The sequence below is a fragment of the Verrucomicrobiia bacterium genome (assembly GCA_023953615.1).
In the GTDB taxonomy this organism is placed as follows: domain Bacteria; phylum Verrucomicrobiota; class Verrucomicrobiia; order Limisphaerales; family JADLHS01; genus JADLHS01.
Map to the genome: position 1 here is coordinate 2,300,127 of JAMLJH010000001.1, position 12,851 is coordinate 2,312,977.

Sequence of the window (12,851 nt, forward strand, 5' to 3'; positions counted from 1 at the left end):
TAACCAACTTCGCGCCTCTCGATTTTATGAAGTCACTAATTCCCAAATTCGCGTCCGCTGTTTTTCTGTTCTTTGCTGTTTGCGTCACAACCTGTGTCGCTCGCCTTGTCGGTCGGAACTGCGGCGGGACGCCGCAGCCACATTATTGGCCGGGACGATTTGATTGGAGTTTGGGTGGAACGGGCCACTGGCCCGTTCGGTTGGGCTACCAGCCCGACCGCCGAACGCAAAGTGTGCGAACCCAATGGTGCGTGATCTCCGTGCGCCCGGCTGGGCGGCAGGTTGCCGCCCAGAACAGCCAAGTTGGCCGTTCCACCTGGACCTACTGCACCGTCCCGGCTTAGTGATCTTTGCGTTCTTTGCGGTTTCAACCAGCCCGCGGGAGGGACGACTTCCACGCCGTCCCCAACTCATCAGGGACGCGGTGGAACGCGTCCCTCTCAGGAGAACATCTCAGCGTTGTGGTGCGAGGAGTTGTTGATAGTCCAGATATAGATGATTGGTGCGGCTGACCGCCGGGCGGATGAATTCGCGGTAGCCCCAGGTGATGGCCGTGGGCGTGTAGGCGCGGACAAAGCGCAGTTTCGCCGCCAGTTTTTCGGCCGGCACCCCGCGCCAGTAAGGTTGGGTGCGCGGATCATTCACATGCGTTTTCAGACCGAACGTCGCCACGTAATCCTCGGGACTGTCCATCAGCAGTTCGCCGGTTTCCACGTTGGCCCAAAGTTGCTTTCCGGTGATGGCGCAGGCTTGTTTCATGGCCGCAAAAAACGGCGCGCACTGGGCGTCGGTGTAATAGGCAAGGTGCTCGCCGCGATCTTGCAGCGCCACGATATCAATGGCCGAATCGCGCAGGATGTCGGTCCAGAATTCGGCGTAATCCGCGGGCGTGGCCCAGCGAAAATCCCCCAGCACCTGCGCTTCATCCAAAATAAAGAAGGGCGAAATCATCACCGGCTTGGTGGGCGCGATGGCTTTGCAGGCGGCGGCGACATCGCGATAAAGCGTGCGGGCCAGTTCCCGTTGCGCGCTCCACATCACGTAAGTTTCGTAGGGCACGTAAAACCCTTTGAACGACGGATGCGGTCCGTAACGCTCCAACAAAGTTTGAATCCGCTCCCGGGCGCGCGCCAGCTCGGCGGCGGCGTCCGGTTGCGTCCACCACTCGCGCATCGAACCGGTGCTAACGTAAAATTCCATCTGCCGCTGATCCGCCGCTTGGAACAAAGCTTCCGTGGGATCACTCGCTCCCGCCGGCGGCACCGCGCCAAACGCCGAGCCCATCAATACCACCACGTTCAGGCGCAGCGCTTTGAGGGCGTCCAACTCCGCCGCGTTCAGGTCGAAGGCGTGGCTGGCTTTGTCGGGCGTGACGTACCAAAGACAACCGATCAAGTTGGCTGACTGACTAGCGGGACGATGCGCGCAGCCGACCAGCGTCGCCAGGAACAACGCCAACCAACCGCGTTGCCCCCAAGTCGCCAACTTGGCGAGAAGTTTTCGAGGACCAAAGTTCGGGCGGCTCATCGGGGTCATGGCGAAGATGATTTTGTGGCCGCGGTTTTCCAATCCAGGCGGTAACCAAAATCTAATGGTTGGGTGGTGAAGGTCAGCGATGAACCATCCGGACGCCAGGCAACCGTTCGCAAGGATTCACCCTGCGCATTCATGGCTTGCAGCGTCGCCACCTCATCTGCCGTGCGTTGGAATTGTTTCAAATTAAGCGCGATCTCGAACGCGGGTTGATCGGGGAGCGGAATCAGTGTGAGATGACCCGCAGCTTCCACCAGCCGCAATCCGTGCGTTGTTCGCACCGGGCCAAAGTCCACCCGCTGCGACTGCGGCGACGGAGTCACGTCGTTCGATGCCGGAGCGGTGGCGGTCATGCTGATTTGGGTGATGTTGGTTTGTCCGCCTTGAATTGTGCCTTCAACGTGCAGCGTCCCGAGTGCATAACGCCGGGTCTGGCGCGCGGCCCCGACGAGCCGATAGCGCGTGCCGCTGCCTTTGGCGTCGTAAAGACCGCAGAGGATTTCGTAGTCGCCCGGCGGACAATGTTCCGGAACGTGGATCGTCCAATTCGTGCCGGTAATGATTTCACCCGCCCAAGCGCTGGTGGGAATTGCTGGATCGCCACCGCCATAAAATTCCGTGTCGGTGTAACGGCCCGGGGTCGGGCGGCTGAAATGGTAGAACACGCGCAAATCCTTGGGCGCGGCTTGCGCGGCTTCCCAGCGCGTGATTAAACGGAAATTGCGTCCCCCCAGCGGTTCGAGTCGCTCGGCGGTGGGGCGGATGGCCAGCGTTTCCGCATCGGGCGGCCGTACGTTCACATAACGGATCGGGCCGGCACTGGATTGTTCGATGACGTGGTCACCGATTTTTTCCACGCTGCAAAGCACCGAACCGGCTTGCGCGATAAAACCGTAGGGCGGCAGCGTGCGACCGGCGATTGACCAATCCGTCGCGCCGCGGTTCACCCAGGCGGTCGCGCCGGAAGTCCAGTGCACGAGTAGCCGGTGTAAATCGCCGCCCGGATTTTCCACCGCCGCGATTTCATCCAGCGCGACCTTTTCCGCGAACGGCTGGAGCAGCCAGTATTTGCGGATGGCGCCCTCGGACAACATGGGCAGATCGGCCATCAAAGCGTGACCGGCCAGGACTTCGACGCCCAGGTAATCGTCGCTTGTGATGCCGTGCTCATCGCGCGAGCGGTTGCCCTGGTAGCGATTGGAATATCCCGCGCCGTGCAGACTAAACCGGGTGTGATTGACCAGATCGAACCACGGCACGCGTTCCCAATCGTCGCCCGGCACCATGATGCTGAACGCGCCGCCGTGCGGCTGGAGTTGCAGCCATTGACAATCCGCGCCATCGAGCCAGCCGATCAATTGGTCGCTGCCCGCTTCGCTGATGGTTGGCCCGCCTTCGAAGGTCGCGCGGATCGTTGCGAACGCCTCGCCCCAATGTTGGAGCGTTTCCATTTTGGAATGCCAGCGTCCGTCGCGGTCCAAATAATCAAACGCATTCATTGAGGTCCAGACATCCACAAACGAAGCGGTGGGTTGAAGCGCGGAATTGATCAGGCGCAGATTGCGTTCCAAGAACGGCTGCACGTGGTCGGGACGAAACTGCCAGGCCTGCGCGTTGCGACCTTCGTTGAGCCAGGCGCGCCGCGGTTGCCCGCCACTGTCGAACGTGATGTGGTCGTAGCTGAACCCCTCGGCGTCCGGATAGAAATCAATATAATTGTCGTGCAAGCCCCAGAGGGCCCCGGCACGCGTGCAGATTTCACCGAGGCCGCGCAGTTCCTCCAGCGTGCCGAGTTGCGGTTGCGGCGGAAAAATATCCGGCAGCCGATAATCGTAACCCCAGCGTTGCCAGCCGTGAATGATCGCCACGGAATTCGTCAGGCCGTAATCAAAACAGCGCTGGAGCGCGGTGGCGTTGCGCTGATACGCGCCGCCCCAAAGATCGAAAACAAACCGCCCGGCTTTTCGGGCGACCGCCGGCGCCGCGGACTTGTCGTAGAGCGCACGATATTGAATGGCGCAATCCATCGCGCCGTGGCGACCCGGTACGAAGGTGAACGTCGGCGCGGGATGCGTGTGCAGCGCGTAAATCCGCGCCTCGGGATCCACTTGAAAGGAATCCGGCGGTGTATCGCAGGCCTGCAACAGCGCCACGCCGTTGGCAAAATCGCAACCGACATGACTGGTGGAAAGATCGTGCCCACCGCCATGCACTTGGAATTTTCCCGGACGCACCACCGCATAGCCGTGACCGAAATAAACCCGCTCGGCCAACTGATCAACGGGACCCATGGCCGCGTCCGTGATCCGGGCGTCGCTGGAAAACTTCACGCGCAAACCGGGGCCGTCCGCCCAGATCGTGGCCGTCAAAGTGGCCGGAGTGACGCCGGGCGCGGACCGTTTGCCGCGCCCATCGAATTCGCGTTGCAACTGGAGGTGATGCCGCAATTCCAGGCGGTTGTCGCCGGGCACAATCTCAATCTGGTCCAAGCGCGTGGCCGATTCCCAAACGCCCACCCGTTCGCTTTCGAGGCTCAGATCAAATCCGTTGATCACCACGGCGCCGGCGGCGTCTCCGAACGCCAGCGCGGCATCCAACAGCCCTTTCGCCCCCGGCGACAAGGCGGCGCGCAGACCACCAGCCAGCGTGAATACATATGTTCCCGGCGCGGTTTGTCCCGTGGTCACACTTTGGCGCGCTAGAGCGGCCCGTGGCCCGAAATCGTTGGTGACAGTTGACGAAGGCGCGGCGTCCGCCAGCAAAATCGGATCACCCCAGAACCCCAGGTCGCAAGTGGTGTCCAGGTTGGGGCCGGGATGAATCTCCAGGCGCAACTGGATGGTTTGACCGGCCCAGCGGGAAAGGTCCGCTTCGCCCGGCACCCAGGATTTACTCGCGGTGTGACGCTCGAAAACTTTTTCATCGCCAACCCAGACGCGGAACGTGGCGCCGTCACTGGGCGGCTCGGGAGGAACGGCATCACGAATGGCGTTGAAGAAGCGCAGATGCAGCTCGCGCGCCGCCGGCAGCTTGAGCTGATATTCCATGAACAAAGCGCCCGGACCGTTGCGATATGGTGGGTGCATAATCAGCGATTCCCGCGTCTGACCGCGCGCCATCGCGCCGCGTTGGAAGTGGGCCATTGATTCGGGTTCGGTTCCCTCCCAGCCGATCGGCAGGGAGTGCAATGGGCCACCGATCCGTTGCCAGAGCGGTCGGTAGTTGGTCAGTTTCGCCAGCGCTAGACCGCCGGAAGCGGGTACGACGCTGATGGCGACTTTCTCCGGCGCCGATTGCGCGGGCGAATCGAACTGCGTTTCAAAAATGCGGACGGCGTGCGCGGTGATGGCTTCGGAATTTTCCGCAGAGCGAAATCGGGCATAAGCGTGAACGGGATACAGGGCCGAATACGCGCCCGGCCCGAACTGGAAGGCAAAATCCTCGGCCGCAGCGCCCCGACCGGGAAGCTCCAGCGTCACGCGCGAGCGACCGACCGGCATGCAGGGCGAAACCCAATCCTTGAGCTCCAATTCAATTGTCAACGCGGTGGCGGCGTGGTTGGTCAGCGTGATCCGCACCGACTGCGTGGCGGCGAGTGAACGCACGATGGGGATTTCACCAATCGTCAAAGTGATTGGGCCTTCAATCACTTCATGACCGTTGAACGCCAGAGCAGAAATTGCGCTCACCATCAGGAGCAGCCCGCCAGACCAGAGTTGCAAACGACGCATGGTCAAAGCTTGTCCGGTACGGCAGGTTTTGTCACGCCGTTGCGATGAAGCCGGGAAGGAACGCTGAAGTTAAGCGGATTGAAACGGAAGTCGGTCCATTTTGAATATCCCTTCACGCCAACGTTCCCTTCCGCCACCGATATAGTTGGTGGTTCACATGGCTGGCCGTCCCCATCCCCGCCCGCGCCGCAATCCACTTCACGGTTACGAAAGTCTCTTCGCACAATCACTCCGAAATGTTCGCCTTGCCCGCATCGCCCTTGGCTCACTGCGTCAAATCACTTTCCTTCCACCGCCGCGCCTGCAAACTCCTCGCGAATGACCCGCCCGTCCTTTCACTATTATTGAATGGTGTCGCTGAAGCCGAATAGCCAGAGGGTCAACGCCCCCAGGAAGAGAACCTCGAAAGGCAGGATCACGAGTGGCGCCAGTATGAAGGCCATGGTGCGGCCAAGTGGTTTCTTCATCGCCAAAGCTCCCGCCACACAAAGTAGGTAGCTCACAAGCAGGTCAAAACCCACGCCGGGCCCGCCTCGCAGAGTCCAGCCCAAGCCAAATTCCATCACCGCGCTCAATCCAGTCACTGCCGGAATCAAGCCAAGGCCAAGCGCGTACAACACACTGGGCAAGGCGCGAAAAGGGTCTTGGTCTTGTTTACTCATGTCCTGTGCGCCAACGTTCCCTTCCGCCACCGATACAGTCGGTGGTTCACATAGCTGGCCGTCTCTATCCCCGCCCACGACGCAATCCACTTCACGGTCACCAGAGTCTCCTCGCGCAATCGCACCGCCATCTTCACCTTGTCCATACCGCTCTTGGCTCGCTGCGTCAAATCACTTTCCTTCCACCGCCGCGCCGGCAACTCCTCGCGGATAACTTGCGAGCCATGCGCCAGCAGATGACAAAACTCCAATAGTTGTCAATGCCAAGACTCTTCGTGCCGTGGCTCGACAGCAATTTCGAAATGCAACCGCCTGTGCTGCTCAAACGAGCCATGATAACCTTTTGTTGCACATGCGACGAAACTTCGTCGCGACTTCAGGCCATGCCATGTTTCACCAGGAACAACGCAACGTCGTAGAACTGATAAACTCAAACTCCTGTCGCCTCTGTTCCGACACTACTCCATGCCAGAATCGGAATATGCCATCACCTTTCTGATCGGCAGTGAAACTAGAGATTAGCGGCGGGCGGAAGTTTGCAGGCGTGTCGCGGGAACGGACGCATCAGGGAGTGCGACCGATTCGCACCAGCGCGCCGACGCCGGGCGCGAGTTTGAAGTCCAACCGGTTTTGTTGTGTGCCGTTCCAGCGGCGTCCGACCGGATCGAAGATTTCCAGCGGACCGGTGCCGCGCAGACCGATGGTGGTTGTGGCCTGATAATCCAGATTCACCAGGACGGCGTGAGTTGGCGTCATTCGTTTACCCGGTTTCCCGAATACGCCGATCAGGGCGCCGCGTGCGGGTTGAGGCGGGGTGAATTCCTCGCGCGGCAACGGCGGATCAAACTGGAACGCGCAATCCGTCGGTACCGCCACCGCGCCCGGCGGGAACATGCCGCCGTGATACACGCCGAGCGATTGCAACGGCTGTAGTTCTGCGGCCATGACGGCAAAATCCCGGTTCAACAATTTCAACGCCGGATAGAGGGCGGTGGGCGTGCCGTCCGGATGAGCAATGCCGCCGGTGTGTTTGGGCCAGCAATACACGTAATACGAGATACCCTGCGCGCCGTAAGCCAGCGTGGTGTAAACCAGATAGCGCATCTCTTCCGCGTTCGGTACCCGCATGGAGGGCGTCCAGGTGGCGGCCTGCACGATATTCAGGAACGGCACTTCGGCATCCAGCGCGGCCTGGCGGATCAACGCCAGATTGAGAAAATAATCCGGCATGTCGCCCTTGATGCTGAACTGGTAGTGATCGTAACTGATCAACGACGGATTCACCCGCTCGACGTATTGCTGCAAGTGCTCCTGATACGCGGGGATCGGAGCGCCGCTGTTGCCCAGTTGCTCATTGCTGGCGTAGGTGGGGAAGAGATTGATGTAGGCCAGGTGCGCCGGATCATGCTTGCGCAGATAGGAAACCAGTTCGCCCAGGGCGACAAAATTCGTCGCGTTGGGTTCATCGGTGATGAAATAAGAATAGAGGGCGGGATGCCGTTTCACACGTCGGATCAACGCGTCCAACTCCTGCCGCTGCGCCGGATTATTGAGCGCTGCCGGCGAGAGCAATTGGTTTTGCAATTGTCCCCGCAACCCGTGGCGCGCGGCCACGTCCAGTTCCGCTTCGGTACACCAGACCAGATTCCAACCGCCCTCGGCCATCTGGCGGGCGACCGGGTCCGTCAGGTTTGGTCCGGCCCAATAGGTGACAATCGGCGTGCCCACCTGCCAGGCTTTCGCGGCCTCGCTGTTTTGCGGGCAACCGAGCGTCAAGGTCAGGGCGGCCAGGATTCGCACAACCATTCCGTATTTCATGCTCCAGCGTTAACAGGTCCGAGCGGAAACTGAAAGCGCCAAAGTGCGATCTGGAGGTGGTAATTTCTCAAAACCCAACTTGGAGAAGCGCAGCAGTGTTTTTGTCATTCGGATTGAAACCAGAGGTTGAAGTCGCCTATGGTTTATCCCGAACGTGATACCCTGATGGCTGCCAATGAACTTTTACACGCCCATCTTTGCTGATGCCATCAATCTGCCGTTGGTGCTGCTGTTCGGTATCGGCGTGCTGATTCCGCTCCTGGCGTTCCAGGTTGTCGTCGAAGGTGCGATCCTCGCCCGGTTCTGGCGGATTCCATTTCGCGGGTTGGCGCGTTGCGTTTTTGTCGCTAATTGCTGGTCGTTGGTCGCCGGGTTGCCGGTTAAAATTTTTAACGCATGGCTTTACAGCCGGCTGCTGCCTGCGGATCTCGCCGGATTCTTTGCGTATTACCCTTACGCGGTGGGGTTGGGCACGTTGATCTATTTCCTTGTGACCTGGCTGGTAGAATCGGTTTACGCGGCGCATTGGCTGGCGCGGGAGGGCTACGTCGTGAGCCGACGACGAGTGTGGTCCCGGATGCTGCTGGCCAATCTCGCGACGTACGTGGTGCTCGCGCCGGTGCATTATTGGGCGACGCGCCCGATCCACGACATTCAGGAATTCACAACCGACACCGCCTGGGCCAGCCAGCCCGTCACGCAGATTCTCTACGTTGACACGGCGACGCAGCACCTGAAAACCATTCGCTCCGATGGCTCGAAACTCGAGACAGTCGTGCCGTTGCCCGTGGTGGATTATCAGGTTTCCGCCGATCTGAACCTGTGTTTGTTTCGCGCTCCGGATGGGAACTTGTATTTGTATCGGCGCGAGGCCGCCACCGCCCAACGGGTCTGGAAAACCAAGACCCGATATTTCATGGAGAATGTGGCCTTCAGTCCTTCGGGGCGTTTCGTCGCCTGGTTCGATCCGGACACGCGAGTGCTGGATGTGACCGAGCTGCAAAGCGCGGGACACTGGTCGGCGACGTTGGCGAAACCGGAGACGACGACCCAAATCGCGTGGACGACCAACGATTCACAATTGGTATTTTCATCACGCACCCAAAAAATCTGGTTGCGGATAACTCCAGATCTGGGTTTGGAAGAATTGGCCTCTCAACCCGAAGCGTTGCCGTCGCTCGCCCAAGTGTATGGTCGAGTGGGAGGCAGCCACCGTTTCAGTGGCCAAAATTGGGGGCAAGCTTATTCCACCGATGAACTGGATGAGTTAAAAGTTTGGGCGCTGCCGGGTTTGGGCGCATCCATGCGGATTTACCGCGCCAACCGTCCATCCGCAGGTCTGGTGAAACTCGCGGTCAATCCGGGTTTGCTTCACCTCTCGCGTTACGATTTTACCTTCACGCATCCACGCTTTCTCGCGGCCGGACGCGAGTGTCTTTTTGAAACGTCCACCGATATTTATTTGCTGGACCTGGAGCGCAAGCGCATCGGTCGGGTGGTGGCCGGGCACAGTTACAGCTTGTTAAATCCACGTTACGCCAAGGGGCAATGATATTGCCGTTCTGATTTTCGTGCGATTGGGCGGCGTAATGCGAGTGATAATTAGAGCATTTCGAGTATTCCTGTAGCTCTCGACGCGAGGCGCCGAAGTTCTAACTTCAAGTCAAGCGCCGGTATCAAATTGATGACCGCCATTGGTTCGGGATGAGCACTCCCGCAACCGCGTCCTGGACTGCGGCAGTCCTCTGCCGCTGTGGAATCATCGGCCCGCGTCGGAAAGCGGCAGTGGGCTGCCGCACTCCAAAACCTCGCGGACACAGACCTCATTCCACCATTCGAACTCAGCCTTCACTGAGTTACACTCATTCTGCTTCGACGGCGACGGCTCTAATTGAACCGCCATAGATCGTATCAGCCGTGAGGCCGATGTAATGGCACGGACGAGACGCATGCAATCGCCGCGTTATATTTTCGGCGCGGTGTAATCCAAGCCATGCGCGGCGGCCACGGCCCGGTGGGTGATTTTTCCGTTCATCACGTTGATGCCGCCGAGCAGCGCGGGCTGGCGTTGGATGGCGTCGCTGAGTTTGTTATCGGCAAGCGTCGTCAAGAAGCGGAACGTGGCATTGGTCAAAGCCTGGGTCGCGGTGCGCGCGTAGGCGCCGGGCATATTGGCCACGCAGTAATGGGTCACCCCTTCCTCGACAAACGTCGGGTTATCGTGCGTGGTGGGATGTGAAGTTTCGACGCAACCGCCCTGATCAATCGCAATGTCCACCAACACGCTGCCGGGGCGCATGGATTTAAGCATTTCCCGGGTCACCAGTTTCGGCGCGCGCGCGCCGGGAACGAGCACCGCGCCGATGAGCAAATCCACTTGCGGCAACAGTTCCATGAGATGCGTTTCATTGGAATAAAACGTGTGAACCGAAGGCAACGTGAGATCGAGAAAGCGCATGCGTTCCAAATCCACTTCCAGAATGGTCACATCGGCGCCGAGTCCCAGCGCCATGCGCGCGGCATTGAGGCCGGAAGTGCCGCCGCCCAGCACTGCGACTTTGCCAGGCAATACGCCCGGCACTCCGCCGAGCAACACGCCGCTGCCGCCCAGGTGTTTTGCCAGGAAATAGCCGCCGACTTGAAGGCTCATGCGCCCGGCGATCTCACTCATCGGTTCGAGCAGCGGCAGGCGATGGTTCACCTCGATGGTTTCGTAAGCGATGCAGGTGGCCCCGGACTGGAGCAACGCTTCCGTGAGCGGCTGACTGGCGGCGAGGTGCAGGTAGGTGAATAAAATCTGGCCGGAGCGCAACAATCCGTACTCGGACGGCAACGGTTCTTTGACCTTGACGATCAAATCCGCCCGGGCAAAGACGGCTTCGTGCGTGTCCACGAGCTGAGCCCCGGCGCGTTCGTATTCGGCGTCGGCATAACCGGCGCCCACGCCGGCGCTGCGTTCGACGAGAACGGTATGGCCACGTTTGGTAAGTTGATACGCACCGCTGGGCACGAGGGCCACGCGGTATTCTTGAGTTTTAATTTCTTTGGGTACGCCAATGATCATAAGGGAAAATCTTGTTCTTCGGTTTCCAGCGCGGCCACCGCCGGAGCGGCGGCGGGAGGATTTGTGGTCGCCAACGTTGGCGCGTTTGTTTCCACAGGCGATGCCACGTCGGCGGAGGCAGCGGGAACGTCCACTTCAATTTCAGACGCGCTCGCCAGACGGCTGGCGAGCGGTGGTGCCGGCTCGGATTTTAGAGCGGCTTCCGTCGCCACAGCGGATTCCACATTGATGGCCGCATGGGTTGAACGGGCGTCGTTCAGCGCCAAGCGCGCCTGGGCGCGATCCACCAGATCGCGCATGGAAACGGCGGTGGCGGCGTGTTCTTCAGCCGCTTGAATGCGCGCGAATTCACCCAGCACCTCCAGCCGCACCGGTTCATCGCGGGTGGCGGGCTCCTGACCGTGCGCGGCGCGCATGGCGTAAAGGACCTGGTGGCAGTTGATGGTTTCCAAGGGGCGCGCCGGTGAATAGCCCACCTCGACGCCGCCGACTTCCACGACCAGTTGCGACGCGAGCAGCGTGTGCATGATCTGTTGCACCAGTTTGCTCGGGATGCCGAGTTCGCTGGTGATCTGCCGCACGGTCGCCGGTGGCAGCCCGCGTTGGAATCGTTGTCCGATGCAGGTCATCAAGCGCAGCGCGACGAATTCGCGTCCGCGTTGATTCACGTTTTCCGCCAACCGATCCTGCAAATAGGAGGCGCGATTTTGGAAGGCATAAGCCACTTGCGCGCCGAACAGCACGGTCAACCAACTGATGTAAAGGCCGCCCATGAACAGCGGTACGATCGCGAGTCCACCGTAAATCTTGTTGGCGTTCACCCAACGCGACGCCAGTAAAAAGCCGAGGTGATTGTAAAAATGCCAGGCCACGCCCGCGAGCACGCCTCCGACCAGCGCGGCGCTGAAATTGACCCGCGTGTTGGGAACGAGTTTGTAAAACAGCGCGAACGTGAAGGCGATGATGGTCACCGGCAGCAGGCTGGTGATCAGTGGTTCCAAAAATGGAATGATGGTGATCAAATCCCGCGTGCGCTGAAAATTGGGCTGGTTCATCAACCCCAACGCGAGAATCAACAGCGTCGGTCCGAAGCCAATGGTGAAGGTGTAGTTGGTGATGCGCGACCACCAATCGCGTCCGTGCGCCACGCCCCAAATGTCGTTAAACACCTCCTCCACCCGCGCGAGGGTCAGAATGGCGGTCACGATTAGGAAGAACATACCCGTGAAACCGAGCGTGGCGCTGGAACTTTTTTTAGCGAAACCGTAAATGAAATTGGCGACCTGTTCCGCCACGCTTTCCTTGGCGTGCGTCAGTTCGGTGCTCTCGCTGGGGCTGGGCAACTGAGCGTTGGCGGACGCGTTCGAACCGGCGGGAGCGGCTTCAGAAACGGCGCGAGAATCCTCCGGCGCGATCAAGAGCGGACCGTCTTGCCGGGCGCGCAGTTCATCCACTCCGAATTGGATGCGATCCAAACCGCTGGTGAAATCGGAAACCGGGCCGAGCGGCTGTTCCGGATTCGAGGTCAAGGCAACGACCGGCGGCTGATTTGTGCCGGTGGGAGCGGGGACGATGCGTTCGACCATTTGGGCGATGAACGCGCGGATTTGGGCTTCACCCTTGGATTCGAGAATGGCATTGGCGACGCCCAGCACCACGGTGAGGATGGGAATCATCGCCACCATGGTCGTGAAAGATAAAGCCGAGGCGCGGATCGGACAGCGGTTGCGGACAAAACTGCTGCCCACCAACGCCCAGAAATGGAAGAACCGCTCGAACTTGCTCAACCCACCCTCGAACAGAAAATCGTCTTCCTTCGAAGGGTCAAAGGAGCTGGAGGCGATTTGCGCGAGGCGTTGGAACCATTTCTTCATTGTTCGACCGAAATCACGCTAACAAAGCGCCCCCTCAAGTCAATCGGCGCGACAGCTTTTGTACGATTTATCCGGCAGCGCAACGGGATGCAATCGGCAACATCGCCGAACGCGGTGCTCCCGGTGCGATTGGCTTTTCAGAAGGCTGATGCTAACTTGGCGCGGCGAA

The 12,851-nt window shown here is 59.9% G+C and carries 7 protein-coding genes; 1 reads left to right on the plus strand and 6 read right to left on the minus strand.

The features are described 5' to 3' along the window. Positions 1 to 453: 453 nt before the first annotated feature. From M9920_09600 to M9920_09615, 4 genes are all read right to left on the minus strand, one after another. Entirely contained in the window at positions 454 to 1,536 is a 1,083-nt protein-coding gene (locus tag M9920_09600; protein ID MCO5052546.1) for a DUF4434 domain-containing protein, read from the minus strand. After that, on the minus strand, positions 1,533 to 5,264 hold the full coding sequence (locus M9920_09605) for a hypothetical protein (protein MCO5052547.1): 3,732 nt from the start codon (positions 5,262 to 5,264) through the stop codon (positions 1,533 to 1,535). The genes M9920_09600 and M9920_09605 overlap by 4 nt, the downstream gene beginning before the upstream one ends. Positions 5,265 to 5,605: 341 nt before the next feature. Then, positions 5,606 to 5,926 (minus strand): hypothetical protein, encoded by a 321-nt coding sequence (locus tag M9920_09610; GenBank protein ID MCO5052548.1) that lies wholly within the window; start codon positions 5,924 to 5,926, stop codon positions 5,606 to 5,608. Between the two features lie 564 nt (positions 5,927 to 6,490). After that, positions 6,491 to 7,732, minus strand: a complete 1,242-nt coding sequence (locus tag M9920_09615; GenBank protein MCO5052549.1) for a hypothetical protein — start codon at positions 7,730 to 7,732, stop codon at positions 6,491 to 6,493. Between the two features lie 187 nt (positions 7,733 to 7,919). Here M9920_09615 and M9920_09620 point away from each other — a divergent pair, with 187 nt between their 5' ends. Next, positions 7,920 to 9,296 (plus strand): hypothetical protein, encoded by a 1,377-nt coding sequence (locus tag M9920_09620; GenBank protein ID MCO5052550.1) that lies wholly within the window; start codon positions 7,920 to 7,922, stop codon positions 9,294 to 9,296. A 411-nt stretch (positions 9,297 to 9,707) separates the two neighbouring features. On the opposite strand, the gene ald is transcribed toward M9920_09620, so the two are convergent. Beyond that, a complete protein-coding gene (gene ald, locus M9920_09625) occupies positions 9,708 to 10,808 on the minus strand; it encodes an alanine dehydrogenase (protein ID MCO5052551.1) in 1,101 nt (366 codons plus the stop codon). After that, positions 10,805 to 12,682 (minus strand): YihY/virulence factor BrkB family protein, encoded by a 1,878-nt coding sequence (locus tag M9920_09630; protein MCO5052552.1) that lies wholly within the window; start codon positions 12,680 to 12,682, stop codon positions 10,805 to 10,807. Before M9920_09630 ends, ald begins: the two co-directional genes overlap by 4 nt. Between the last annotated feature and the right edge of the window lie 169 nt (positions 12,683 to 12,851).

Coding starts and splice junctions, on each gene's coding strand:
- M9920_09630 (MCO5052552.1), bottom strand. CDS start 12,682: ATGAAGAAATGGTTCCAACGCCTCGCGCAAATCGCCTCCAGCTCCTTT.
- M9920_09600 (MCO5052546.1), bottom strand. CDS start 1,536: ATGACCCCGATGAGCCGCCCGAACTTTGGTCCTCGAAAACTTCTCGCC.
- M9920_09610 (MCO5052548.1), bottom strand. CDS start 5,926: ATGAGTAAACAAGACCAAGACCCTTTTCGCGCCTTGCCCAGTGTGTTG.
- M9920_09615 (MCO5052549.1), bottom strand. CDS start 7,732: ATGGTTGTGCGAATCCTGGCCGCCCTGACCTTGACGCTCGGTTGCCCG.
- ald (MCO5052551.1), bottom strand. CDS start 10,808: ATGATCATTGGCGTACCCAAAGAAATTAAAACTCAAGAATACCGCGTG.
- M9920_09620 (MCO5052550.1), top strand. CDS start 7,920: ATGAACTTTTACACGCCCATCTTTGCTGATGCCATCAATCTGCCGTTG.
- M9920_09605 (MCO5052547.1), bottom strand. CDS start 5,264: ATGCGTCGTTTGCAACTCTGGTCTGGCGGGCTGCTCCTGATGGTGAGC.